Genomic DNA, 25,741 nt, shown 5'->3' with positions numbered 1-25,741 from the left:
TTTAGTGCTGAGTAACAGCATCGGTTACCGGTGCTTCATCTTCATGCCAGAGTAAATCGGCGCGATTGGCATAACGTTCCTCAAACGACATCTCTGGACTCAAATCGTATTTGAGGGTGACCTTGAGTCGTTCAAACGCTTGTTTTGCCACCTCTGGTGTTGCGGTTGCGTGGGGATTGATCAGCAGTTCAGCGGTACGCTGATTTGGCTCATGCACCAGATCGAAGTAGCCAATATCTTCACCCGTCAATGGACCTACGGCGAAGATAATATCCTCAGGTGGAATATTCAGGGTTGCAATCTCATGCAGTGTTTTACCGCGCAGGCTGGTGTCGACAGCAACGCCACCTTGATTTAATTCAACGGCATACACGTAGCCTCGCTGATGGCCGAGCGCATAATTGACGGCCACAGATTGTTCCGTACTGGTTGAAATCACCCCACGGATCGCACGAGTATGCTCAGCCAATCGAATATATTCGACAGGACCCACTCGACGATTAAAACCGGAATGGAATAATTCATCCGGTAAACGAGTATCACCCCGGAACACTAAACTTCCTTTTAGCTCGGGCTGATAGGAGCGCAAGAAGGGGATATTGAGGATCTCTTGCTGCGCTTGTTGATTCACTCTGTGTAGTGCTTTGACATCGGTTAAATAGGCTTGTGGATCGACTTGCTGCTCCAATTCCCAGAAATCGCGAGCGGCTTCTAAATCACGCCCACCTGCCATGTCGGCATAGCCAGAACCGCCCAAGCCGGGACGCTTAGGTAAATCTTCGGGCAGTAAAATATCCGGTAAATCACTACGATGACTGTTGGTTGCCGAATCGACCTCGCTCTCCAGATCATCGCCTCCCCCTTGTAATCCGGCATTTTCTAACCACTGTGGTTCGCCCGTTTCCATATCAAGCGCTCGACGAATCGGTTTACTGTTTAGTACTCGGCCACTGGCAGCATCCACTTCGCGGTAATAACCCCAACCATCAGGACGCAGCAGCGCTCCGCGACCACTTTGGGTCAGTTTAACCCCAATCAGTTCTTCACCGGTTTGTGGATGAGTGACGATACGCGGCATAGCCACAAAGTTATGCAGCTCTTCAGCTGGGAAGCCGCGATTGACGACTATGGTATTTTCTAAAGCATGATTGGCAACGTTCACCGATTCACTGAGTGAGCGGCCATATTGGGCGAGAGCTGGCACAAGTGTTGTCGCGCCAAGAATAGCACCATTGATGGCGCTCATTCGCGTACCTTCCAATCGTTCAGCTAACGTATCGCCATGTACTGCTTTATCGAGACTTAAGCCAAATTGAGTACTGCTGAGCCCGATACTGAGGGGAATCCCTACCTCCGGTGCGATAAGATCAACCACGGGGAATAAGGTCATGACACTGTAAGTGAGCGAGAGAAAGTAATCGCGCTGCGCTTCACTGTTGGATTTGATCTGAGTGTCGCCATCGCTTTCTAAACGACTCTTCACCTGCTCGGTGATGCGTGCAAACACATCGCCATATACAGCATGATGCTTGAGCATCAAATAGCTCTCGTCCCATGTCCCCGATGCGAAGCCTTTCAGCGCCGTATCGATGCCTGAGTAAGTCACCCCATCTTGTCTTAGTGCCAGGCTGAAATGTTTGGCTAAGGCTTGGCGGTTACTGGTGTTTTTCAGGCTTTTAAATAGGATTTTTTTGAGTTGGCGCTCATCACTATAAGGTAAGAAGGGCTGAGGTGCGCCGGGGATGTACAGCAGCCCAGCATTATGCCCCTCTTGTTCGATCAATAAAATATCGGTCGAATCGTAACCGTAAATGTCAAAACGGTAGACATGAATATCTTGTGGACGCTGATGTCTTAGTAATGAAGTTGCCAGTTGATATTGAGCTTGGTCGAGTAAGCCAAGACGATACTGCTGATGAGCAGAAAAGGCATAGCTGTCGCGCAGTAACTGGGTGTAGCGTTTGCTGTATTGTGTCCAAAACTGATTCAGCGCTTGGCTGTAACTTTTTTGAATATCGAGATTGTAGTAAGCAATATTCCATAATTCAGAAGAGAGCAGGCGGACTTCATTATGTTCGTCGTACTGCTTGGCTGCCGCTCCTTGGGTGTATACCCCAGTTTCGACATCAATCGTATTGGGTGGGGTATCTCGAAACTGATTAAACACATTGAGCATGACCGCTTGCGTCAAGGTATATGACTCAACAGGCGTTTCATCATGTGCCCAGCCATTGTAGGTGCGAGGGCTGCTCATAGCACCATTGAAGCGATGATAGAACACCTTATCGGGATCAATGTTTGGGTAACCATGCTTGACTAAAGCCGCTTTCAGCTCACGTGAGGCGACGCCGACTGGGTCCGGTATAGCCTGAATCAACTCGGCATAATCTTGGGTGAAATGCAGCTGCCACGCCTTATCAAAAGGCGCTTGCTGAATGGAGGCTTCATTACCATTAGGCAGAGTATTGGTAGCCAAAGAGACATGGGGCAAGGCCAATGCCACAGCGAGAAAAAGGGGAGTTATGATTTTATTGTGCATCATTCATCTCTAAAAGGTTAAGAGTTAGAAGGGATGCTAAGTGATTTAAGAAATTCTAATATAATCAAATTCTTATAAATATATTTACCTAGCCTATGAATGCTAGCACGATTATTCATGCGGATTAAAAGCTTTGTAAAACTCGTTTGGTGTCTGGAATAAATATCACGACGTGAGAATAAAGATGATGTGTTTGGATAGGCGTTTCCTATTTGAAGTTGCAGCAGTGTTGGTTACATTCGTTCCTCCCCAATCACATAGTATCGCTATGCTCATGGGGATTTACTGATTTGTCGCCTGCCTGCAAATTCCAACAGTTTGGGTATGGCGAGGAGGCTTCAATATCGGCTTAGTCGATGAAGCTTTGGGGACTTCAAAGCTGTCTGGGATTTGGGTGCAGTGCGTCTTCCAACTTTGGGTTCATCGCATCAAGCGAGCGTTACACACTCTCACCGGCAGTAAATCGATAGCCCATATCGACGACTTGCTGCTCGGCACGTTCACCTTTGAGTGCGGCAATCAGTAGCTCAGCACTTTTCTCACCAATCGCATAACGTGGCGAATCAACGCTAGTCAGCTTTGGCGTGATGGTGCGGCCGATGTCCAGCGCGTTATAGCCAATCACGGAAAGCTGTTCGGGCACCCGAATCCCACGCTGCTGCGCCACCAGTAGAGTACCAATCGCGATGTCATCATTGGTGCAGAACACACCATCCAGATCGGGGTAACGCGCGAAGGCTTCATCAAGCAACTGAGCGGCGAGGGAGAAACTGGAGTGTGAGCCAGTCAGCACGTGCTTGATAGGCAGCCCGGCTTCTTGCATCGCTTGGTCATAGCCCTGCATACGCAGTTTGGTGCGGGTATCAAGCCGTGCACCGAAATAGGCAATCGAACGTTTACCCGCCGCGATAATTTTTTTCACCGCTTGATATGAGGCTTCGATGTGATCCATGCCTACTGCCATATCAATCGGGTTAGCAGGCAGCTCCATGGTTTCGACCACGGGCACGCCAGAGCTGGCAATCATCTGCAAAGTGCGCTGAGTGTGATGACTTTCGGTGAGAATAAGACCATCGACTTGATACGCGAGCAGAGAAGCAATTTTGCGCTCTTCTTCCTCCTCATCGTAACCAAAGTGGGCGAGTAGGGTTTCATAGCCATTGGCTTTGGTCACCGCTTCAATCCCTTGCACAAAAGAGGCAAAAATTTGGTTCGACAAGGAAGGAAGCAAAATACCAATCGCCTTACTGGATGATTTAGAAAGCATCGCAGGGGCGCGATTTTCAATGTATCCCAAAGCCTCAACGGCGAGCGCTATCTTCTCCCTCGTGGCCGCAGCCACGGAATCCGGGCTTCTCAGATAACGCGACACAGTCATTTTTGTTACGCCAACTTGATCCGCCACATCTTGCAATGTCACGCGCTGTTTTTTTGTCATAGGTTATTGAGTCTTTTATAAAATGTTATGAGTAACATTATGAAGAAGTGACGGTATGGGTACAACCATTGATTGAATTGTCTAAAATACGGATGGGCATAAGATGAGCCACTGCGTCTAATTCGCAGTTGTGTGTTTCATTATGAGTTTGAATTCATTCACCCATTCTCGGATGGAAATGGACGCATGGGCAGGCTTTGGCAAACCCTGATATTGTCCGAATGGAATCCTCTCTTTGCCCACTTACCAGTTGAAAGTTTTATTTATGATAATCAACAGGCTTACTATGATGCGATTAATCGCAGTACGCTGAAAGCCGATTCAGAGCCGTTCATTTCCTTTATGTTGCAGATGGTCTTGAACGCTTTGCAAGAAACAGAAGCGACCACCCCTCAAGATGCCCCCCAAGTTACCCCTCAAGTTAAACAACTGCTAGAAGTGTTAGAAGGGGAAATGCTCAGAGAAGAAATTCAAGCGATATTGGGGCTGAAAGATAGAAAATCCTTTCGTGATCGCTACTTAAAACCTGCACTTGAGGTTGGCTTAATCGAAATGACCCTCCCAGACAAACCCACCAGTAAAGTGCAGCGTTATAGGAAGAAAAAAGTTTGACGTAGCGTCGGCATACTATGGTTTTTTCTAACCAGTTTTCACTGAGTGGAAAATGAAAATTCGACGTTCTTATAACAAAAAAGCCGCTTCCCATTAATGAAAAGCGACTTTTAAATCAGTAAGTTAACTAATGTTAATTAGTTCATGCCGTATTTTTTCAGTTTCTTACGAAGAGTGCCGCGGTTGATACCCATCATAGTTGCTGCGCGAGTTTGGTTACCGCGAGTGTATTGCATGATGGTGTCCAGAAGTGGTTGTTCAACTTCAGCTAGAACTAATTCATACAGTTCAGTCACTTCTTGGCCGTTCAGTTGAGCCAAGTAGTTTTTAAGAGACGCTTTAACAGAGTCACGCAGTGGCTTTTGCGTGATTTGGTCTTGTGAAGTTACGGTAGTAACGGTTAAAGCTTCTGAAGTCAGATTTTGTTCGAACATATTCGGTCTAGCTCTTCTCTTAATTATGATGCAACGTTATCAAAATACCCTTCGAGCGCATCGAGTTGCTGGTCAGCAGTCTCAATGGCGTTGAAGGTACGGCGAAACGCACTCGCTTGTTCATGCTCTTGCAGGTACCAACTCACGTGTTTGCGCGCAATCCGTGGGCCTAAGTACGCTCCATAAAACTGATGGAGTGCGGTTACATGACCAAGCATGATGTCTTTCACTTCCGAAATCGGAAGTTCTGGCATTGTGGTGCCGTGTTCCAAAAAGTGTTGGATTTCCTGAAAAATCCATGGTCGTCCTTGGGCAGGACGGCCAATCATTAAAGCGTCTGCACCAGTGTACTCCAGTACGTAGCGTGCTTTCTCCGGGCTATCGATATCACCGTTAGCGATAACCGGAATGCTCACAGCCGCTTTGACCGCTTTAATGCTGTCGTATTCCGCCTCACCTTTGTACATGCAGGCACGAGTTCGTCCATGGAGAGCCAGTGCTTGTATGCCGCAGTCTTCGGCTAATTGAGCAATCGAGAGACAGTTTTTATTGTCTGTATCCCAACCCGTTCGGGTTTTGAGTGTGACTGGCACATTCACTGCATTCACTACCGCTTTCAAGATGTCTTCAATCACATCCGGATAGCGCAGCAGTGCAGAGCCCGCGAGCTTTTTATTTACTTTTTTGGCTGGGCAGCCCATGTTGATATCGATGATTTGCGCACCGTTTTCAACGCTGAACTGCGCGGCTTCGGCCATCAGCTGTGGATCGCTGCCCGCAATTTGTACTGAGCGAATGCCCGATTCGCCTTCATGTACCATGCGGTTTTGCGATTTGGCCGTTTTCCACAACGCAGGATTGCACGACATCATTTCACTGACCGCCATTCCTGCCCCGTAGCGTAAACACAACTCTCGAAAGGGTCTGTCGGTGACACCCGCCATTGGGGCGACGATCAGATTGTTCTTAAGTTGATAGTTTCCGATTTTCAAAACGTCTTCACAGCTTCGTACCAGCAAGGGCGCGCATTTTACGCATTTTTTTGATGCCTGAAAAGACTAATATTTGAGCATTGGCAAATTGTTTTGCCAAATAGTCGATTTATCAGTCAATTAGGCCGCAAAGTCTTATCTAGCCTAGCTTGCGGCCAGAAATGCGACACCATTCGCTCTTTTCTGCGATGGGGTCAAGCTTCAGATCGTCACGGTAAAATTCCGCCACGCTTTCGGCTTGCGTATCTAAGATGCCAGACATTGCCAGTTGGCCGCCGGGCTTCAGGAGTCCTTTGATGATCGGAGAAAGCTCACGCAGTGGGCCGGCCAGAATGTTCGCGACCACTACGTCAGCCACCAAGCCTTCGGGTTGATCTTTTGGCAGGTAAACTTCGATTTGATCTTCCACGCCGTTACGCGCAGCGTTGTCTTTGGACGCGAGTAGTGCTTGTGGATCGATATCAATCCCGATCACTTTCGCGGCACCAAGTTTGATGGCGGCAATCGCCAGAATGCCCGAGCCACAACCAAAATCGATCACAGTTTTACCGCTCAGGTCGAGGTTATCCAGCCACTCTAGGCACAGTGCGGTCGTGGGGTGAGTGCCGGTACCAAAAGCCAAGCCAGGGTCGAGCATCACGTTCACCGCTTGTGGGTCTGGCACTTCACGCCAGCTTGGGCAGATCCAGAGGCGACGGCCAAATTGCATTGGGTGGAAGTTATCCATCCATTCGCGTTCCCAGTCCTTGTCTTCCACTTGCTCCACTTTGTGCGCAAAACCTTCCGCGAGCATGTTGCTGGCTTTGATTTGCTGAAGGATCAGCGAGGTATCCATATCCGCTTCGTACAGTGCGACCACATCGGTATCGCCCCATAGGCGGGTTTCGCCCGGTAGAGGTTCAAATACAGGGGTATCTTTGGCATCGAGGAAAGTGACTGACACAGCGCCAGTTTCTTCCATCAGCATATCGCCAATCGCTTCTGCATTGTCGTTGGTCGCATTGAGTTTAATTTGAATCCAAGGCATGGCTTAAGATCTCATCGGGTTTAGATTGGCGCAGAGTGTAGCAGATTTGCCACTGATGTTCAGGCCAGAAAGTGGGCGGATTTAAAACAAAAAGCAAAACAAAAAGCAAAACAAAAAGCCCACCGAAGTGGGCTTCATCCCCTGCCTACTTGAAGTTGCAGTGGTGTTGGCTACGTTCGTTCACCCCAATCACATAGTTTGCCTATGTTCATGGGGATTCACTCACTTGCCGCCTACCTGCAACTCCAAGTAGTTTAGGGAGTGTTGATTGGGTTATGCGCGATGAGAGTAAAAACGGCGGCTTACTTGATGCCGAGTTTTTTCTCCAGATAGTGGATGTTGGTACCGCCTTTCTGGAAGTTTTCATCTGCCATGATAGCTTGTTGTAGTGGGATATTGGTTTTGATCCCTTCAACAATCATCTCATTGAGTGCGTTACGCATACGGGCAATCGCCACATCGCGGTTTTCACCGTAAGTGATGAGTTTGCCGATCATCGAGTCGTAATGCGCTGGCACGGTGTAGCCAGAGTAAATGTGAGATTCCCAACGTACACCCATGCCGCCTGGTGCATGGAAGCGTTCAATCTTGCCTGGACTTGGCAAGAAGCGCTCTGGATCTTCCGCGTTAATACGACACTCAACGGCATGGCCGCGAATTTTGATGTCTTCTTGTTTGAAAGACAGCGGTTGACCGGCGGCGATACGCAGCTGCTCTTTGATCAGGTCAACGCCAGTGATCATTTCTGTTACTGGGTGCTCAACCTGAATACGCGTGTTCATCTCAATGAAGTAGAACTCACCGTTTTCGTACAGGAATTCAAAGGTACCGGCACCGCGGTAGCCGATTTCGATACACGCGCGGGTACAACGTTCACCGATGAACTTACGCATCTCTTCAGTGATACCCGGTGCTGGTGCTTCTTCCACCACTTTCTGGTGACGGCGCTGCATTGAACAGTCACGCTCACCGAGGTGAATCGCATTGCCTTGACCGTCAGCGATGACTTGCACTTCAACGTGACGTGGGTTTTCTAGGAATTTCTCCATGTACACCATGTCGTTGTTGAAGGCGGCTTTCGCTTCCGCACGCGTCATCTGAATAGATTTGGTCAATTCGGCTTCGTTACGTACGACACGCATACCGCGACCACCGCCGCCGCCAGAGGCTTTAATGATAACTGGGTAGCCGATGCGTTTTGCGTGCGCTTTGTTTTTCGCTTCGTCGTTATCCAGTGGGCCGTCTGAACCAGGTACACAAGGTACGCCTGCTTTTTTCATCGCGTTGATCGCGGAGACTTTGTCACCCATCAAACGGATGGTTTCGGCGCGAGGGCCGACAAAAATGAAGCCGCTGCGCTCCACTTGCTCAGCAAAATCCGCGTTTTCAGACAAAAAGCCGTAACCCGGGTGGATAGCTACTGCGCCCGTCACTTCCGCCGCAGAGATAATGCGTGGAATGTTCAGGTAACTGTCGATGCTTTTGGCAGGACCGATACAGATAGACTCATCCGCCAGCAGTACGTGTTTTAAGTCGCGGTCAGCCGTGGAGTGCACGGCAACCGTTTTAATGCCTAATTCTTTACAAGCGCGAAGAATACGAAGCGCAATTTCGCCTCGGTTCGCGATGACAACTTTATCTAACATAAAGGTGGCCTCGATTATTCGATAACAACAAGCGGTTGGTCGAATTCAACGGTCTGACCATCTTCAACAAGAATCGCGGTCACAACGCCAGATTTGTCGGCTTCGATCTGGTTCATCATTTTCATCGCTTCAACGATACATAGGGTATCGCCAACAGAAACGCTTTGACCCACTTCGATAAACGCTTTGGCATCTGGGCTTGGTGAACGGTAGAAAGTGCCTACCATTGGAGAAAGCACTTTATGGCCTGCTGGCACTTTCGCTGCTGCTGGTGCTTCTGCTACCGCGGCTGCTTGAGCTACTGGTGCTGGTGCAGCCACTGGTGCTGGTGCGACTGCGTAGTGCACTTGAGGTGCTGGAGCTGGTTGGCCATAACGACTGATGCGTACTGACTCTTCACCTTCAGAAATTTCCAGTTCTGCGATGCCAGACTCTTCAACTAACTCGATAAGCTTCTTGATTTTGCGGATATCCATGTTTCTTTCTCTTTTATCTTGTGAATAAGACAGCCCAAATGGGCCGCAGAGTGTCTTTATTGCTTGGCCTGCAATGCTCGGATTGCAGCAGACAAAGCGAATTCGTAACCTTGGGCACCTAAACCGCAAATCACCCCTTGTGCTTTATCAGACAAGTAAGAGTGATGACGGAAGGGCTCGCGTGCATGAACGTTGGACAAATGCACTTCAATAAAAGGAATCGCCACCCCAAGCAGTGCATCGCGTAACGCCACACTGGTATGAGTAAAGGCCGCCGGATTGATAATGATGAAATCCACTTTGCCGAAGGCCTGGTGAATGGCTTCAATCAACTCATATTCGCGGTTAGATTGCAGATGTTCTAACTCAATGTCTGCTTTTTGCGCTTGATCGCGCAATGTTGCTACGATCTGTTCTAAGGTTTGTGAGCCGTAGTGGATAGGTTCACGCAAACCTAATAAATTGAGGTTTGGTCCGTTAAGAACAAGAATGCGAGATTTTGCAGTCATTGTGTAGTCATCTTCCTTTATTGTGTGGTGAATAAGCAGTTTCCCACAAATTTACTTATTCGACATAAAGTTTTTGTCAAAAGTTCGCGGATTTTATTAAATTGCCCACGATTATAGCCAATTCATAACAAATGGCAGCAATTTACTGGTCTAATCACCTAGTTTCGGGCGTGAAATGGGTAAGGAAGTGAACAAAATAGGGGGCTAGAGGGATTTGCCATCGCCTAATCGGCTTGAACAGGAAAGTTCAGCGCATGTTCCCAGAAGATAGGCGAGAGAAAACAAAAACTCCGGCCATGAGGTGCACCGGAGTTTGAAATCGCAAGCAAAGGTGTATTCCCTTGTGACTTGAGGCTACAACCTCAAGCCACAGGGTTTGTTATTTAAGTTGTGCTTTTTCGGCAATCAGGCGGTCAACCACGCTTGGATCGGCCAGCGTTGAAGTATCCCCCAAGTTGCTGGTATCGCCGGTGGCAATTTTACGCAAAATACGGCGCATAATTTTACCTGAACGGGTTTTCGGTAGCGCATCGGTCCAGTGTAGGACATCCGGTGTCGCGATAGCGCCAATCTCTTTGCGTACCCAATCTTTCACTTCTTTATGCAGTTCAGCGCTCGGATACACCCCATCATTGAGTGTGATGTAAGCGTAAATCGCTTGGCCTTTGATATCGTGTGGAACACCGACCACGGCGGCTTCTGCAATCTTATTGAATGCCACCAGTGCGGATTCAATTTCTGCCGTTCCCATACGGTGACCCGAAACGTTGAGTACGTCATCGACACGGCCTGTGATCCAGTAGTAACCGTCTTCATCGCGACGCGCGCCGTCACCGGTAAAGTACATGCCTTTAAAGGTAGAGAAGTAGGTTTGTTCAAAGCGGTCGTGATCGCCATACACAGTGCGCATTTGACCCGGCCATGAATCGAGCAGCACCAAGTTGCCTTCAGTTGCGCCTTCCACAATTTCGCCCATGTTATCGACTAACGCTGGCTGCACACCAAAGAAGGGGCGTGTGGCCGAACCCGGTTTCAACGCCGTTGCCCCCGGCAGTGGCGTGATCAAGATACCGCCGGTTTCGGTTTGCCACCAAGTATCGACAATCGGCGATTTTTCGTTACCGATCGTGCGGTAGTACCATTCCCACGCTTCTGGGTTAATCGGTTCACCCACAGAGCCCATGATGCGCAAGCTGTCACGGCTAGTGCCTTTAATCGCTTCATCACCTTTGGCCATCAGCGCACGGATCGCCGTTGGCGCAGTGTAAAGGATATTGACCTTATGCTTGTCTACCACCTCGCTCATACGTGCGGTGGTGGGGTAGTTTGGCACGCCTTCAAACAGAATGGTTTTTGCGCCATTCGCCAGTGGTCCATACACCAGATAGGAGTGACCCGTTATCCAACCCACATCAGCGGTACACCAGAACACTTCATTGGGCTGATAGTCGAATACATATTTGAAGGTCATGGTCGCATAAACCAAATAACCGCCAGTGGTGTGCAATACGCCTTTCGGTTTACCGGTTGAGCCAGAGGTGTAGAGGATAAACAGCGGATCTTCGGCTTTCATCTCTTCTGGTGGGCAGTGGTCAGACGCTTTTGCGGTTGCTTCATGCCACCAAATGTCACGGTGTTCATGCCAAGCGACATTGCCACCAGTACGCTTAAGAACCATCACTTTACTGATGTTTTTGACTTCTGGATTGCACAGTGCTTCATCGACGTTTTTCTTTAGGGGAACGGCGCGGCCGCCGCGAACACCTTCGTCGGCAGTGATCACTAATTTGGCGTTAGAGTCGATAATGCGTCCAGCCAGTGCTTCTGGCGAGAAGCCACCAAAGACGATAGTGTGTACTGCGCCGATGCGAGTACAGGCCAACATAGCAACCGCCGCTTCTGGCACCATAGGCATGTAGATACAGACAACATCACCCTTGCGTACGCCTTGCTCTTTCAGCGCATTGGCAAAACGGCACACTTCTTGGTGCAGTTGCTTATACGTCAGGGTTTTGTCTTGAGTCGGGTCATCGCCTTCCCAAATGATCGCGACTTGGTCGCCACGGGTTGCCAAATGGCGATCAATACAGTTGGCAGAAACGTTTAACGTGCCATCTTCAAACCAGCGGATATCGATGTGCCCTGGGTCAAAAGAGGTGTGCTTCACCTTGGTGAAAGGTTTAATCCAGTCGACGATTTTGCCGTGTTCGCTCCAAAAGCCTTCCGGATCTTTGATGGACTGTTGATACATCGCCAGATAGGTGTCGTTATCGGCATGCGTATTCGCTTTGATGTTCTGTTTGACCGGATAAATATGGGCTTCACTCATTACGGGTTCTCCTTGTGAATTCGGCAAATTTCCTGAAAGGGCGCGTTTCAAACACGAGAGGAGGAAATTCGTTTCGTTTATAACTCTCAGTCAGAGCAGGGATTTCTACAATTAGACTTTAGGATGAAAGCCTGATGGGATATGTGTGCAAGGCGAATAAGCGGCAAACAAGCGGGAGAGATCTCGCCGCCGACTTTCGGCGTTACACACCCGGTGCAATAAATTGTGGCAGATCGCCTTTGGTTAAACGCACAAACACCAAAGCGGCGGCAATCGCATCTTGCAGCGCATCATGTTTGTCTTGCAGTGGCAGATCCAGATGGCGGCAGATCGCCTCTAAACTGAGATCGAAATAGGCATTGGGCAGATGTTTTTCCAGTTTATCGTGATAGATCTGGCTCACCTCAATCAGTCGGTTGGGGAGTGGAAACCCGAGATGTTTACGACAGGCGATATCCAAAATCGTCTTATCGTAACGAATGTGGTAGCCGACCAAGGGACGATTGCCAATAAACTCAATCAGTTGGAGAAGTGCCTCTTTTTCGCTCAGACCATCGTGCAGATCTTGGTGGCGGATACGGTGAATCCGCACTGAACCCAAGTCGAGCGATTGTGGCGCGCACAGGCGCACCTCAAAGGGTTGGCTGGTGATAATGCGGTTATCAACGATCTTGGTTGCGGCGATGGTCACTAACTCAGCGCGTTTAGGATCTAAGCTGGTGGTTTCACAGTCGAGCGAGACGTACTCGTGATGGCGCGCGGTTTCAAACAGCCGTTGATAGGGAGAACCTTTGAGTTTCGCGTGCCAATAACGGCGTAATAACCAGTTCATTAGTCACCTCAATCGCGAATTTGATAGTGATAACCGAGCCACTGCTTAAATTTTTTCACCACATGCAGGCTATGGCGCAATAAATCGCGTTCAGTACGGTCGAGTTGTTTGAAGTCGAGTTGGTTGGTGCTGTGCTGATTGCCAAGCTGCTGGGCGAGGCGCAGTTTTAAAAACAGCTTAAAGGCTTCACTTAAGTTATCGCCAGTCTCTTGTTCTAAAACCCGTTTTTTGACTAAAGCTTCAATCCGATCAAAGGTGTTATTGGCATCAATTGCGTGTTCCAAGCTTAAGGCGCGCACGCCGTGTACGATAGGGAAAATCCCCCCTTGCTTGATATCAATCCCTTGCTTGCTGCTTTTTACGTTACCAAACAGGGTCAGCGGTACCGAAAAATTGAGTGCTGGGCGAGTAAATTCCGCCAAGATGAGCTCTTGATCGGCCATCAAGTGCTGCAAATGCGCTTTCACAGGCGCAAGCAGCGTACGATTTCCTGCCACCGCATGCGCGTCAGCAAAAATGGCAATATCCATCACTTGTTCGGGGCGCGCGGCTTTCACCCAATCAGACAGAGTGCGTTTCCACTCGCTCTGGCTGCGCACCCATTTCGGGTTATTGACCATCACTTTGCCGGGACACAGGGGATAGCCGAGCTGCAGCAGGGTATGGGTGAGCGTCTCCATGATGGGCTGGCACTGGTGCCATTCCAAACCATCTTGAATGATGAGCGCGTTGTCTTGATCGGTTTTGAGGATCTGCTCGCCACGTCCTTCCGAGCCGAGCACCACTAAGCAGCACTGATCGTGCAACGCTGGAGGAACCACTAACTCAAAGGCTTTCTCGATGATCTGCTCATTGACTGCGGCAATCAGTTCCATCACAAAACGGGTGCGAACCCCTCGTAACATCAGGCTTTCGACCAGTTCGCGCTGTTTGTTGGCAGCGAGTGCCAGCTCATCAATCGAGGCTGCACGCGCAATCGCCAGTGTCAAAACATGAGAGTGAGTAGAGAAGGCGCTCAGTATTTGAATGAGAGACAGAATACCTACTGCTTGATTGCCATGGCACACCATGACTCGCTTGATGCGTTGGCGCGTCATCATCACCATGGCATTGAACAAGAAGTCACCCTCGTCCACGTGCAATACCGGAAAAGTGGCAATCTCGCCGACGGGCGTATCCAAAGGGCGGCCTTCAAGCATCACTGCATGCAGCATATTGGTTCGCGTTACAATCGCATAAGGGTGAGCGTGGTTGTGCGCCAATCTTGGATCGCTGGGATGCAGTGCGACTAAAGCCGCATCAATCCCGCGCTCTTTGAGTTGTTGCGTGACGCTGTGGATCGGCTGCTCCGGCGACAGAATAAAAGGCGGGTGATAAATCGAGCGGTCGACCTTGGTCAGAATGAATTCGGCAATGTTTTTCTGCTGAGCGGCGGCTTCAATCAACTCTTGCCGTTTGGCGAGGTTATTATCGAAATAGGCAGCGAACTCGCTATTTTGCTCGTACAGCTGCAAAAAAATCGATTTGGGCAGCAGGTAGGAGAGGGTGTCTTCGAGCGCCATATATTGATGTTTGCTCTGTTCTTCAAACATGGCGCGCACATCAAACAGGTCATCATTGGCGTAGTGTGCAAACACCTCTTTGCCGTCAGGGCTGCGTTCCTCAACCGTGCCTTTAATCAGAACATGTAGATGAGTCACAGGTTGTTGCCCATCAATCAAGACATCGCGCTGACGAAAATAGGCAACATCCAAGCCACTGCGCAATTGATGCTGCTGCTCAGTCGTTAGTCGATTAAACGGTGGCGACTGCATATTGAATTTATCAGGCATGAGGTGGCACTCATCATCGGGACAGGTTCACTAAGTGTGACAAATTTCCCCAGCCCCTCCAGACGACTTTGGTCTAATGCAGGCAACAAAGGCTTTTCTAAGCTGCGATGATCCGCCGATTGACTCCGGCAATTTGAGGGGGAATCTGTTGATATAAGCAATCGGGAAACGATGAGTTGCTTAATCTTCCCTTTTTTAGACGCGAATCCACATGCATAATGTGCGCGCTTTAAACCTCCCCTTTTGATTAGGAACGATCATGTTTACCCCCACTCCCTACGGTTGGATTTCGCAATATTTCATCGGTTTTTTCTTTGCTTACGGCGTTTATTTGCCATTTTGGTCACTCTGGTTTGAAGACCAAGGTGTTTCAGCGACCGACATAGGTGTCTTAGTTGGGATAGGTTTTGCGACGCGCTGTGTAGCGAATTTGCTGCTGACGCCGCGTTTACACCGTGTTGAGCAACTGATGCCCGCGCTGCGTTGGCTCAGTTTCGCGGCAATGCTGTTTGTCGGTTTTCACTTTTTTACGGGCGGCAGTTTTTGGCTGATGGCGCTGGCCACTGTGCTGTTTAACCTATGCTGCGGCCCTGTGGTGCCGATTTCTGATGCTATGGCCAACTACTACGCCAAGCTGAAAATGCTCGACTATGGCCGTACTCGTTTGTGGGGGTCGATCGCGTTTATTGCCGGCTCGACTGTGGTCGGATTCTTGGTCGCCAAGTGGGGCAGTTCGATGATTCTGTACACGGCGCTGGTTGGTGTGGCCGTCTCTTGGCTGCTGAGTTTGCGCCAAATTACACCGATGCCAGTCACCGAGCACGAGGCTCATGCGGTGCGCCCGAAGCTGAAGGAGCTTCTTACCGAGTGGCCTGTGGTGAAATTTCTGCTGCTGGTGGCCTTAATCCAAGGCAGTCATGCGGCGTATTACAGTTTCGGCTCGATTTATTGGAAACAAGCGGGTCACTCAGAAGACATCATCGGCTACTTATGGAGCTTAGGTGTGGTCGCGGAAGTTTTGGTGTTTGCTTTCAGTAAGCGCTGGTTCGCGGGTTGGAGTCTGCGGACGCTATTCTTAGTGGCGTCGTTGGGAGTTATTGCGCGTTGGGGTTTAACTGCCTCCACGACCACCATTCTGGCCTTAGTGGCGATTCAACTACTGCATGGGGTCACGTTTGCTATCGCGCATATCGCGGCGATTCAGTACATCCAGCATGCGCCGCAAAATAAAATGGTGGCACTGCAAGCCCTGTATAACGCGATTCCACTCGGCGCGGTGATTGCGGCGGTGACCACCTTAAGTGGATGGGGTTACGAGCACTGGGGCTCTGCCGTATTCTGGGCGATGGCCGCAATGGGCGGATTGGCATTATTGATCCGCATTGATACCCCGCCTTCAACGGTACAAGATGGCAATGCACTGAAAGCGGAGCCTGAAGCACAGAATTAAGTCGTGCTGATTGAGTTCAAAAAACAACCTCGTTTTAATAGAAGCCTCTCAATCGAGAGGCTTTTTTCATTTCGCAACAGCAAGGATGTCTGATGCAAGGTTGGTTGGTAATTCCCGTTTCGCTCGCGTATCTCGGCGTGCTGTTTTTGATTGCGTGGTATGGTGACAGGCAAACTCGTTGGCTCGCCAATTGGCGGCCGTGGATCTATAGTTTGTCGATTGCGGTTTACTGTACCTCGTGGACGTTTTACGGCACAGTTGGGCAGGCGAGTGTCAATCCTTGGTCGTTTCTGCCTATCTATATCGCCCCGATCTTGATGTTTGTGTTTGGTTGGCGAGTTTTAGCGCGACTGATTTTGATTGCTAAACGTGAGCACATTACTTCGCTCGCCGATTTTATTGCTGCCCGTTATGGTAAATCGCAGGGTTTGGCCGTGGCGGTGACGGTGATCGCGGTCTTGGGTATTTTGCCGTATATCGCGCTACAACTGCGCGGCATTACTATGGGATTGAACATTGTCGCTCCCGATTTAATGACAGTGTACGGCTATCAAGAATCGCATGTATCTTGGTTTGTGGTGTTGGCGCTGGCTCTGTTTACCATGCTGTTTGGCACTCGGCATATTGATAATACCGAGCACCACCGCGGCATGATGATGGCGATCGCGTTTGAATCGATCGTCAAATTGGTGGCCTTTCTCTGCGTTGGGGTGTTTATCGTTTATCTGGCGTGGCGTACCGACGGTTTAGAGCTTTCAACGATTGCGTCCAGCACTTACCAAGCCCCAAACTGGCCGACCTTATTGATTCATACCTTGCTGACCATGATTGCGATTGTGTGTCTGCCGCGCCAGTTTCATACCATGGTCGTAGAAAATGAGCGCCCGCAAGATCTGCACACCGCGCGCTGGCTCTTCCCTGTTTATCTTCTCTTAATGAGCCTGTTTGTGTTGCCGATTGCTTGGACGGGACAAGGTTTGCTACCCAACTCTTCGCCAGATACTTTCGTGATTAGCTTGCCAGTACTCGCCAGTGCGCAAGATATGGCGCTACTGGCTTTCTTGGGGGGCACATCGGCAGCATCGGGGATGGTGATTGTGTCGACTATCGCACTATCCATCATGGTGTCGAACGATCTAGTGATGCCGCTACTGCTGCGCCGTATGCGCCTGTCGCAGCGCACTCATCGTCATTTTTCCGGTTTGTTGGTGGTGATCCGCCGCACCTTAATCTTACTTTTGCTGTTCGGTGCATGGGGTTTTTATCTGGTACTCGACAGTATTCCTTCGTTATCGGCGATCGGGTTTCTATCGTTTTCGGCGATTACCCAGTTTGCCCCTGCGATTTTTGGCGGTATGTACTGGCGAGAAGGTAATCGTAAGGGAGTGTATGTCGGCTTAGCCGTCGGTTTTGCCCTGTGGCTTATCACCTTAATGAGTGCCACCGATATGCTGGCGGGCGATGCCAGCAATAACGTCTTGCTGTGGGTGATCACTCCGCCAGATTGGTTGGTGGCTCTGGGTTTAAAAAGTGCGGATTGGGGTATGCTACTGAGCGTGACCCTCAATACCTTGTGCTATATCGGTGTGTCTTTGGTGACACGAGCCAGCTTAAGTGAGCGTTTGCAAGCTGCGGCGTTTGTCGGTACTCCGCTGCCCGAAAACGAAAACATGAGCCTTTACCAAAGTCGCGTGACTGTGGGTGAGCTGGAAATGTTGGCCTCACGCTTTGTGGGGCGGACTCGGGTACGCAACGCCTTTGCTCAATACTGGAGTCAGCAGCGTGAAACCTTGCTACCGAATCAGCAAGCCTCTTCCTCCTTGATCCGCCATACCGAACGTGTACTGGCTGGGGTATTTGGTGCTTCGTCCGCTAAGTTGGTGCTCACCTCGGCGCTGCAAGGACGCAAAATGCAACTTGAGGAAGTGGCGACCATAGTCGATGAGGCGTCTGAGCTGTACGATTTCAGCCGCGGCTTGTTGCAAGGGGCGATTGAACACATCGGTCAAGGCATTGCCGTGGTGGATAAACAGTTGCGTTTGGTGGCATGGAACCAGCGTTATCTTGAGCTGTTTGAGTTTCCACCAGGGTTGATTCAAGTGGGACGGCCGATTGCGGATGTGATCCGCCATAACGCGCAGCAAGGTTTATGTGGGCCGGGCGATCCGGAAGATCACGTACGGCGACGGGTCTATCACTTAGAGCAAGGGACAAGTCACACCTCCTCGCGAGTGCGAGCGGATGGGCGAGTGATTGAGGTGCAGGGGAACCCGATGCCCGGCGGTGGGTTTGTGATGAGCTTTACTGACATTACGGTGTTTAGAGAAGCGGAACAAAGCCTGAAAATGGCCAACGAAACGCTGGAAGAGCGCGTACTACAGCGTACCTTGGAGCTAGAAAAGCTCAATAAACAACTGGTCACCGCGACCCAACGTTCTGAGCGCGAATCGCAATCCAAATCGCGCTTTTTGGCGGCGGTCAGTCATGATTTGATGCAGCCATTGAATGCCGCACGCCTGTTTGCCTCATCCTTGTCTGAAGTGGCTAAAGAGGCAGAAGTGCAGAAACTTGCCCACCATATTGAAAGTGCTTTGGGCGCGGCGGAGGATTTGATCAGCGATTTGCTGGATATTTCGCGTTTAGAGTCCGGCAAAATCGATCTGCATCCGCACAGTTTTGCGATTATGGATGTATTGTCGAATCTCAATGCCGAGTTTAGTGCCCTCGCCGCCAAACAAGGTGTGCAATTTAGCTTAGTGCCTTCATCACTTTGGGTGCATTCTGATCCCAAATTGCTGCGCCGAGTGATCCAAAATTTCCTGACTAATGCGTTTCGTTATAACCCGAACGGCAAAGTGATTCTCGGGGTGCGCCGAGTCGCCACTGGGCAAGTGCGTATTGATGTGTGGGATAACGGGATTGGTATTGAGCAAGATAAGCAGCAGGAAATTTTTGAAGAGTTTAACCGCGGTGGGCAGGTACGCTCCGACCAAGGTCTAGGGCTTGGGCTGGCGATTTCGAAAGGGATTGCCCATGTACTGGGTAATCACATTTCGATGCGCTCTTGGCCGGGGCAGGGCAGTGTTTTCTCGATTACTTTAGAGCGTGCTCAGCCAATTCAGCCGTCACTCACTCAGACGGTTGCGATGGTCAATGAGAAAGGTTCAGAGCTGCAACATCTGCGTGTGCTGTGTGTCGATAACGAGCCGGATATTTTGGTTGGGATGCGTGATTTGCTGGAGCGTTGGGGGTGTGAAGTCAAAACTGCGACCGATATTTATGGCAGCCTCAAAGCGTTAGAAGGGCAATGGATCCCCGATGTGATTTTGTCTGATTACCGCTTGGATAACGGACGGACAGGGCTTGAAGTGCTGCAGCAGTGTCGCTTGCGTTTGGGGGATTGTTTCGCTGGCGTGATCATCAGTGCCGATCGCAATCCCGATATCTTGGATGGGATTGAATCAAGCGGTTTTCGCTTTATGGCTAAACCGATTAAGCCCCTCAAACTGAGAGCCTTACTGAATAGTCTGTCTTGAGCCGATGGTCTGTTTAAAACAGCTGTCTATACGCTGCCTACTTGCAACTTCAAGTCGTTTGGGAATATTGAAGGTACAGTAAGCATTAAGCCCTCAGATGAGGGCTTAATGCTTATGAGTGCTTAGTGACATTCAATCGACAGAGGCCAGCCAATATCGGTTTGACGGTTGGCTTCTAACTCTAACTCTGTGCGAGTCAGTGGATTCTTTGCTAGCCATTCGCCGTCAAGCGTGAGCGTAAGCTTGTCGTCTTCTGCGGTCAGTGTCACGTTCGGTTCTAATGCGGTACTGCGTCTATGACTCAGGAGTACCGCTAGACGCAAAATACGTAGCACGCGCTTACCACTGGTGCCTGACAGTGCATATTGTTCAGGTAAAGATGTTAACTGTTCGCGATAGCGACGTACGACTTCACCTAAAAAGTGTTTCTGTGCACGGGTATAACCAGGCAAGTCAAGGTTTTGTAGGAGGTAAGCGCTATGCTCACCACCTTTCTTAAAATCTATACTAAGGCCTATTTCATGCAATTTAGCGGCAGTACGTAGCAGCATCTCTGCTTGTGGCTCACTGATCCACGCTTCACCGCCACATTGCGCGAGTAATTTACTGGAGAGAGTGGCAACTTGATCGCCATAAGCGCTATCGAGCTGATAACGGGTTTGTACGCAGCGAATGGTGCGCGCTCGAATATCTTCTTGGCGTAGGTCTTGAACCATCTCATAAACGAGACCTTCCCGCAGTGCACCGCCCGCCAGCGTCATCGCTTCGATGTTCAGTGATTCAAAAATCGCAATCAGAATCGACAGGCCACTTGGGAAAACCAGAGCACGTTCCAGCGTTAACCCTTCGATATCCAGCTCTTCGAGATGATCAGCAAGCATAGCCTGCTTTTGTAAACGCTTGAGTTTGGTCAGAGTAATGACTTCATCCATACCCTGCACCAGCATGATCTCTTGTAACGCTTGCACTGTACCACTGGCTCCAACACACACATTCCAGCCAAGCTCAGTGTATTTGGTGAGGATAGGATCCAGCATCTGTTTGGCGGCTAAAATGGCGTTATTAAAGTTGGTGGCCGTCAGCTGACGATCTTTGAAATGGCGTTCTAACCAAGTCACGCAACCCATTTTCAAACTGGTGAGGGCTTTGGCTTCAAAACCTTCACCAATAATCAGCTCGGTACTCGCACCACCAATATCCACAACCAAGCGACGCCCCAAACCACCCGAAGTGTGTGCGACACCTTTATAGATAGTGGCCGCTTCTTCTTCACCGGAAATGACATCGATATGATGACCTAAAATCTGGTTTGCTTTATCGATAAACTCACCGGCATTTGTTGCGGTACGCAGGGTCGCAGTCCCAACAATTCGGATATTCTCAGCGGGAATATCTTGCAGTCGCTCGGCAAAAAGGTTGAGACAATCCCACCCTCTTTGCATTGCATCTAAGCTCAAGGCGTTATGTTCATCCAGACCAGCAGCTAGACGTACCTTACGTTTGATTTTTGCCATCGTTTGTACACTGCCATCGATATGACGCACGACCAACATGTGAAAACTGTTGGAACCTAGATCAATGGCAGCATACAAGGGTGAAGAAACGGCTTGGCTCATAGCGAAATCAGGCTTCCTTTTTTGGACGTGGTGCGCGTGGGCGGCGTTGCTGAGGTTTACGATTGCCACCATTATTATTGCGAGAACCTACGGTATTCGTACGGCGTTGTTGCGGTGACGAACGTAGGCTCAGAGGCGCAGGTAGGTCAGTCAGCAGAGCCGAAGGGTCGTAGTCTGAGGTTGGAATCGCATGCTCAATGTAGCTTTCGATTGCCGGCAAATTAATCGCGTACTCTTCACACGCAAAGCTTATCGAGTGACCACTCGCGCCCGCACGACCAGTACGACCAATACGGTGTACATAGTCTTCACAATCGTCAGGCAAATCGTAGTTAAACACGTGAGTCACTTGAGGAATGTGTAAGCCGCGCGCCGCAACGTCGGTCGCGACCAGAATGTCCACATCACCTTGGGTGAACTGCTCTAAAATACGTTCACGTTTTTTCTGTGGTACATCACCGGTCAGTAGACCAACACGGTGGTTATCGCCCGCTAAATGTGCCCAAATCTGTTCACAGCGGTGCTTGGTGTTAGCAAAAATGATTGCGCGATCTGGCCACTCTTCCTCGATCAGAGTCTGTAGCAGCGCCATCTTATGTTCATTTGACGGGTAGAACAGCTCTTCTTGAATGCGATGACCAGTTTTTTGCTCAGGCTCTACCACCACATGTTCAGGATTGTTCATGTGTTCAAAAGCTAGCTCTTGCACGCGGTAAGATAGGGTGGCAGAGAACAGCATATTGAGACGATCTTTGGGCTCTGGCATACGGCGGAACAAGAAGCGAATGTCTTTAATAAAGCCGAGATCAAACATGCGATCCGCTTCATCCAGTACTACAGCTTGAATGTGATTGAGGTTGAATACACGCTGTTTGTAGAAATCGATAATTCGTCCGGTAGTGCCGATCAGAATATCCACGCCGCTTTGCAGTTTTGCGAGTTGCTTATCATAGCTTTCGCCACCGTAAGCCAAAGCGGCTTTCAGACCGGTCGAAGCCAACAAAGGTTCTGCATCATTAAAGATCTGAATTGCCAGTTCGCGAGTCGGGGCCATAATAATGGCGCGCGGCTGAGTTTCCGCTCGGCCTTCAGCCGCTGGCGTGGTCAATAAATGGTTAAAGGTAGCAGTGAGAAACGCGAGCGTTTTACCAGTCCCTGTTTGGGCCTGGCCTGCGATGTCTTGGCCGGAGAGCAGTACCGGCAACGCCAATGCTTGGATAGGGGTGCAGTAAACAAACCCCTTTTTTTCCAGCCCATCAATAATTTGAGGCTGTAAACCAAAGTCAGCGAACTTATGCTCTGTGATATGCGTCTTTTTCATGGCTATAGAATATCAGCTTACGCTTGCAATACGGAAGTAAATACATTCCAATAGAGCATCTATTTACTGGTTGAGTTATCACCAGTGCAGAAAATCACATTGGAGTGAAAGATGAGTGACAAAATTTTGCAGCTGACCGATGACGGTTTCGAGAACGATGTAATCAAAGCTGCAGGCCCGGTTCTGGTTGACTTTTGGGCGGAGTGGTGTGGTCCTTGTAAGATGATTGCACCGATCCTAGATGAAGTGGCTGACGAATACGCAGGCAAACTCACTATCGGTAAACTGAATATTGACCATAACGCAGGAACACCGCCTAAGTTTGGTATCCGCGGTATTCCAACACTGCTCCTGTTTAAAGATGGCAGTGTGGTAGCGACCAAAGTTGGTGCGCTATCGAAGACTCAACTGAAAGAGTTCTTAGACGCGAACCTGTAATGAGTCAGACCGCCAAGCCGTACATAGCAATATGTACGGTTTTGTTTTTGGCAAAAAACAATTTCTAGACTAGGCTAATATTTAGTGCTAGTTTATCGCACGTTAATTAAACAGTTGTTCACTTCTTGGTCAATCCTGAGACCATATCCATCTTAACTTAACAACGATCCTTTTTGACTAACTAAGTATCCACCACAATGAATCTAACAGAACTCAAGAACACCCCTGTGTCTGATCTGGTTAAGCTTGGCGAAAGTCTGGGCCTTGAAAACCTGGCACGCCTACGCAAACAAGACATTATTTTCGCAATCCTCAAAGCACACGCAAAAAGTGGTGAAGACATTTTTGGCGATGGGGTTCTGGAAATTCTTCAAGACGGTTTTGGTTTCTTACGTAGTGCAGACAGTTCATACCTAGCTGGCCCAGATGACATCTATGTGTCACCTAGCCAAATTCGTCGCTTTAACCTACGTACAGGCGACTCAATTGCCGGGAAAATTCGTCCGCCGAAAGAGGGTGAACGTTACTTTGCATTACTCAAAGTGAACACTGTAAACGATGACCGTCCAGATAACGCCCGCAACAAAATCCTTTTCGAGAACTTAACTCCTCTACACGCCAATGAACGTATGGTGATGGAACGTGGCAATGGCTCCACGGAAGACATCACGGCTCGCGTTCTCGATCTGGCAGCACCGATTGGTAAAGGCCAGCGTGGTTTGATTGTTGCTCCGCCAAAAGCGGGTAAAACCATGCTGCTACAAAATATCGCTCAGAGTATCGCGAGCAATCACCCTGAGTGTGTGCTGATGGTACTGCTGATTGACGAGCGTCCAGAAGAAGTTACCGAGATGCAGCGTTTAGTAAAAGGTGAAGTGGTTGCTTCAACCTTTGATGAGCCAGCATCGCGCCACGTACAAGTGGCAGAAATGGTGATTGAAAAAGCCAAACGTCTGGTTGAACACAAGAAAGACGTGGTGATCTTACTGGATTCGATTACTCGTCTAGCGCGTGCCTACAACACTGTGGTTCCTGCGTCAGGTAAAGTACTGACCGGTGGTGTGGATGCGAACGCATTGCATCGTCCTAAGCGTTTCTTTGGTGCAGCACGTAATGTAGAAGAAGGCGGTAGCTTGACCATCATCGCTACTGCACTGGTTGATACCGGTTCTAAGATGGATGAAGTGATTTACGAAGAGTTCAAAGGTACAGGTAACATGGAACTGCACTTGAACCGTAAGATTGCTGAAAAGCGTGTTTTCCCGGCTATCGATTTCAACCGCTCTGGTACGCGTCGTGAAGAGTTACTGACTAAGACCGATGAGCTACAAAAGATGTGGATTCTACGCAAGATTGTTCACCCAATGGGCGAATCCGATGCGATGGAATTCCTGATTGATAAATTAGCTATGACTAAAACTAACGATGAATTCTTTGACGCAATGCGCCGTCAGTAATCGAGCGTTCTCTCAAACACCACCCTTGCGGTGGTGTTTTTGTTTGCGTTCTAGGCCAGTGGTGTCCACACTGATGTAGAACGAACAAGGAGGAATGTATGCAACAAGGATGGTTGTGCCTCGTTCTTCTCTTTTTGTTAGGTTTGCCGAGTTACGCCATTGGTGGTGATATCACAGCAACAGAGCGTGAACTTTGGCTCGCCGAGTCACAGACCCAACAGAAAGTCGAAGAGCTTTATCTGCTCGCACTGCACAATGAAGTGGATCGCTTACAGTTCAATTTGCAGCGTATCAGTTATCCCGCACAAGAAGTCGTGCGTTTTCTTCTATTGCAAAAATTTGAACAAGGCCAGTTGATCCTAACGGAAGAGCTCGCCGTATTCATTGCTGCCCAAAAATCACAGACTCCCAACTATTTGATTGCTGAACGGGGCGACGGTTATGAGTTTTCTGTTCCCGCTTTTGATTATGCCGCTATCGCCCATCGACTGTTAAAGCAAGCACAGCAGCAACAAGATATCGTAATGTTTGTGTTACAAGTAGAAAATGGCGAACTCAATTTGCGTGAGTGGCTGTCTGGTTCTTTGGCTCAATCAGAAGCTCGTCAGCGCTTACTACTCACAGAGTTGCATCGTTTATCACCGCAAGCCATGGAGCGTTTGATTGGCCAAATCACCACTGAGCAAGTAACGAGTTGGCTGCCTTCGGCAACGGTGATGGTGCAACTTGCGCGGCATAGTCAAAGCCATGCCTTGTATCAAAGGCTTTGGTTAATGAAGGCCAATGATGACATTAGGCAAGAGGTTGCTCGTTTAGCGGCGCAAGCCGATGCTTTTGCTAAGCAGCAATTAATGCTTGCTGTCGAAAATCCCAGTCTTAAGCAAGAGGCACTGCAAGCATTGGTCGAAATACGCCCTATGTCGATGGAGGTGGAGCAATTCTTAATTGAGAAACTAGGACAAAGTGAAAATGCCTCTCAGGTTGCGAGTATGCTTGCTCAATCAGGTTATCAAGGATGGTTGCAGGAGCTAGTCAGCTCGAATCACGCGGTGAAACAACAAGCGATTTTAGCAGTACTGAATCCATAACCAACAAATGTAAGAAAATGGCGCAGAACAATCTTGAGGTTTGTTATACTGCCGTCATTGCTGTCAACGAGTAGTAGACCTATGAATTTTAAGGACTTACGGGATTTTCTTGACTATTTAGAGCAACGTGGGGAGCTAAAGCGTATTACCCATCCGATTGATCCGCATT

At 49.3% G+C, this 25,741-nt stretch carries 18 protein-coding genes and 1 pseudogene; 6 read left to right on the top strand and 13 right to left on the bottom strand.

Annotation, left to right across the window (positions count from 1 at the left end; translation table 11 throughout):
• Nucleotide 1: 1 nt before the first annotated feature.
• Nucleotides 2–2,542 carry a dermonecrotic toxin domain-containing protein gene (locus R4537_RS17450; RefSeq protein WP_001934618.1) on the bottom strand — a complete coding sequence of 847 codons (2,541 nt, stop codon included), beginning with the start codon at nucleotides 2,540–2,542 and terminating at the stop codon, nucleotides 2–4.
• A 436-nt stretch (nucleotides 2,543–2,978) separates the two neighbouring features.
• Nucleotides 2,979–3,977, bottom strand: a complete 999-nt coding sequence (locus R4537_RS17445; RefSeq protein ID WP_071178614.1) for a substrate-binding domain-containing protein — start codon at nucleotides 3,975–3,977, stop codon at nucleotides 2,979–2,981.
• Between the two features lie 117 nt (nucleotides 3,978–4,094).
• Between R4537_RS17445 and R4537_RS17440 the strand changes: the two are divergent.
• Nucleotides 4,095–4,589, top strand: a pseudogene (locus tag R4537_RS17440) (Fic family protein); the annotation flags it as partial.
• Nucleotides 4,590–4,726: 137 nt separating this feature from the next.
• Here the strand turns inward: R4537_RS17440 and fis are convergent.
• The 9 genes from fis to R4537_RS17395 all read right to left on the bottom strand — a co-directional run bounded on the left by fis (nucleotide 4,727) and on the right by R4537_RS17395 (nucleotide 14,666).
• Complete coding sequence (gene fis / locus R4537_RS17435; RefSeq protein ID WP_000462885.1) at nucleotides 4,727–5,023, bottom strand: DNA-binding transcriptional regulator Fis; 297 nt, start codon at nucleotides 5,021–5,023, stop codon at nucleotides 4,727–4,729.
• A gap of 23 nt (nucleotides 5,024–5,046) precedes the next feature.
• Nucleotides 5,047–6,015: a tRNA dihydrouridine synthase DusB gene (gene dusB, locus R4537_RS17430; RefSeq protein ID WP_032474156.1), complete on the bottom strand. Its 969-nt coding sequence runs from the start codon at nucleotides 6,013–6,015 to the stop codon at nucleotides 5,047–5,049.
• Nucleotides 6,016–6,154: 139 nt separating this feature from the next.
• Entirely contained in the window at nucleotides 6,155–7,042 is an 888-nt protein-coding gene (gene prmA, locus R4537_RS17425; RefSeq protein WP_071178615.1) for a 50S ribosomal protein L11 methyltransferase, read from the bottom strand.
• 302 nt (nucleotides 7,043–7,344) lie between these two features.
• Nucleotides 7,345–8,688: an acetyl-CoA carboxylase biotin carboxylase subunit gene (gene accC / locus R4537_RS17420; protein ID WP_000884891.1), complete on the bottom strand. Its 1,344-nt coding sequence runs from the start codon at nucleotides 8,686–8,688 to the stop codon at nucleotides 7,345–7,347.
• Nucleotides 8,689–8,702: 14 nt separating this feature from the next.
• A complete protein-coding gene (gene accB, locus R4537_RS17415) occupies nucleotides 8,703–9,164 on the bottom strand; it encodes an acetyl-CoA carboxylase biotin carboxyl carrier protein (protein ID WP_071178616.1) in 462 nt (153 codons plus the stop codon).
• A gap of 56 nt (nucleotides 9,165–9,220) precedes the next feature.
• Nucleotides 9,221–9,673 (bottom strand): type II 3-dehydroquinate dehydratase, encoded by a 453-nt coding sequence (aroQ, locus tag R4537_RS17410; RefSeq protein WP_071178617.1) that lies wholly within the window; start codon nucleotides 9,671–9,673, stop codon nucleotides 9,221–9,223.
• A gap of 379 nt (nucleotides 9,674–10,052) precedes the next feature.
• Nucleotides 10,053–12,002 carry an acetate--CoA ligase gene (gene acs / locus R4537_RS17405; RefSeq protein ID WP_071178618.1) on the bottom strand — a complete coding sequence of 650 codons (1,950 nt, stop codon included), beginning with the start codon at nucleotides 12,000–12,002 and terminating at the stop codon, nucleotides 10,053–10,055.
• A gap of 202 nt (nucleotides 12,003–12,204) precedes the next feature.
• Entirely contained in the window at nucleotides 12,205–12,834 is a 630-nt protein-coding gene (locus R4537_RS17400) for a 3'-5' exonuclease (RefSeq protein WP_071178619.1), read from the bottom strand.
• A gap of 8 nt (nucleotides 12,835–12,842) precedes the next feature.
• Nucleotides 12,843–14,666 carry a CBS domain-containing protein gene (locus R4537_RS17395; protein ID WP_071178620.1) on the bottom strand — a complete coding sequence of 608 codons (1,824 nt, stop codon included), beginning with the start codon at nucleotides 14,664–14,666 and terminating at the stop codon, nucleotides 12,843–12,845.
• A 259-nt stretch (nucleotides 14,667–14,925) separates the two neighbouring features.
• Between R4537_RS17395 and R4537_RS17390 the strand changes: the two genes are divergently transcribed.
• A complete protein-coding gene (locus tag R4537_RS17390; protein WP_071178622.1) occupies nucleotides 14,926–16,116 on the top strand; it encodes a 3-phenylpropionate MFS transporter in 1,191 nt (396 codons plus the stop codon).
• Between the two features lie 92 nt (nucleotides 16,117–16,208).
• Nucleotides 16,209–19,652: a hybrid sensor histidine kinase/response regulator gene (locus tag R4537_RS17385; RefSeq protein ID WP_071178623.1), complete on the top strand. Its 3,444-nt coding sequence runs from the start codon at nucleotides 16,209–16,211 to the stop codon at nucleotides 19,650–19,652.
• A gap of 122 nt (nucleotides 19,653–19,774) precedes the next feature.
• Here R4537_RS17385 and gppA read toward each other — a convergent pair whose 3' ends face one another.
• Nucleotides 19,775–21,268, bottom strand: a complete 1,494-nt coding sequence (gene gppA / locus R4537_RS17380) for a guanosine-5'-triphosphate,3'-diphosphate diphosphatase (RefSeq protein WP_071178624.1) — start codon at nucleotides 21,266–21,268, stop codon at nucleotides 19,775–19,777.
• A gap of 7 nt (nucleotides 21,269–21,275) precedes the next feature.
• Nucleotides 21,276–22,589 carry an ATP-dependent RNA helicase RhlB gene (rhlB, locus tag R4537_RS17375; RefSeq protein WP_071178625.1) on the bottom strand — a complete coding sequence of 438 codons (1,314 nt, stop codon included), beginning with the start codon at nucleotides 22,587–22,589 and terminating at the stop codon, nucleotides 21,276–21,278.
• Between the two features lie 111 nt (nucleotides 22,590–22,700).
• On the opposite strand from rhlB, the gene trxA reads away from it, so the two are divergent.
• The 3 genes from trxA (at nucleotide 22,701) to R4537_RS17360 (ending at nucleotide 25,572) form a co-directional block, all read left to right on the top strand.
• Nucleotides 22,701–23,027: a thioredoxin TrxA gene (gene trxA / locus R4537_RS17370; RefSeq protein ID WP_001280783.1), complete on the top strand. Its 327-nt coding sequence runs from the start codon at nucleotides 22,701–22,703 to the stop codon at nucleotides 23,025–23,027.
• Between the two features lie 197 nt (nucleotides 23,028–23,224).
• Nucleotides 23,225–24,484 (top strand): transcription termination factor Rho, encoded by a 1,260-nt coding sequence (gene rho / locus R4537_RS17365; protein ID WP_002030702.1) that lies wholly within the window; start codon nucleotides 23,225–23,227, stop codon nucleotides 24,482–24,484.
• A 98-nt stretch (nucleotides 24,485–24,582) separates the two neighbouring features.
• Entirely contained in the window at nucleotides 24,583–25,572 is a 990-nt protein-coding gene (locus R4537_RS17360) for a hypothetical protein (protein WP_071178626.1), read from the top strand.
• Nucleotides 25,573–25,741 lie beyond the last annotated feature (169 nt).

Origin of the sequence: Vibrio paracholerae (genome assembly GCF_037672085.1) — a bacterium.
In the GTDB taxonomy this organism is placed as follows: Bacteria; Pseudomonadota; Gammaproteobacteria; order Enterobacterales; family Vibrionaceae; genus Vibrio; species Vibrio cholerae.
The sequence above is the reverse complement of the archived record's forward strand: the minus strand, read 5'-3'. Positions and strand labels throughout refer to the sequence as shown.

Bases quoted from the DNA above. Each gene is read 5' to 3' on its own strand.
- R4537_RS17450 (WP_001934618.1), bottom strand. From the start codon at position 2,542: ATGATGCACAATAAAATCATAACTCCCCTTTTTCTCGCTGTGGCATTG.
- R4537_RS17445 (WP_071178614.1), bottom strand. From the start codon at position 3,977: ATGACAAAAAAACAGCGCGTGACATTGCAAGATGTGGCGGATCAAGTT.
- fis (WP_000462885.1), bottom strand. From the start codon at position 5,023: ATGTTCGAACAAAATCTGACTTCAGAAGCTTTAACCGTTACTACCGTA.
- prmA (WP_071178615.1), bottom strand. From the start codon at position 7,042: ATGCCTTGGATTCAAATTAAACTCAATGCGACCAACGACAATGCAGAA.
- accC (WP_000884891.1), bottom strand. From the start codon at position 8,688: ATGTTAGATAAAGTTGTCATCGCGAACCGAGGCGAAATTGCGCTTCGT.
- accB (WP_071178616.1), bottom strand. From the start codon at position 9,164: ATGGATATCCGCAAAATCAAGAAGCTTATCGAGTTAGTTGAAGAGTCT.
- aroQ (WP_071178617.1), bottom strand. From the start codon at position 9,673: ATGACTGCAAAATCTCGCATTCTTGTTCTTAACGGACCAAACCTCAAT.
- acs (WP_071178618.1), bottom strand. From the start codon at position 12,002: ATGAGTGAAGCCCATATTTATCCGGTCAAACAGAACATCAAAGCGAAT.
- R4537_RS17400 (WP_071178619.1), bottom strand. From the start codon at position 12,834: ATGAACTGGTTATTACGCCGTTATTGGCACGCGAAACTCAAAGGTTCT.
- R4537_RS17395 (WP_071178620.1), bottom strand. From the start codon at position 14,666: ATGCCTGATAAATTCAATATGCAGTCGCCACCGTTTAATCGACTAACG.
- R4537_RS17390 (WP_071178622.1), top strand. From the start codon at position 14,926: ATGTTTACCCCCACTCCCTACGGTTGGATTTCGCAATATTTCATCGGT.
- R4537_RS17385 (WP_071178623.1), top strand. From the start codon at position 16,209: ATGCAAGGTTGGTTGGTAATTCCCGTTTCGCTCGCGTATCTCGGCGTG.
- gppA (WP_071178624.1), bottom strand. From the start codon at position 21,268: ATGAGCCAAGCCGTTTCTTCACCCTTGTATGCTGCCATTGATCTAGGT.
- rhlB (WP_071178625.1), bottom strand. From the start codon at position 22,589: ATGAAAAAGACGCATATCACAGAGCATAAGTTCGCTGACTTTGGTTTA.
- trxA (WP_001280783.1), top strand. From the start codon at position 22,701: ATGAGTGACAAAATTTTGCAGCTGACCGATGACGGTTTCGAGAACGAT.
- rho (WP_002030702.1), top strand. From the start codon at position 23,225: ATGAATCTAACAGAACTCAAGAACACCCCTGTGTCTGATCTGGTTAAG.
- R4537_RS17360 (WP_071178626.1), top strand. From the start codon at position 24,583: ATGCAACAAGGATGGTTGTGCCTCGTTCTTCTCTTTTTGTTAGGTTTG.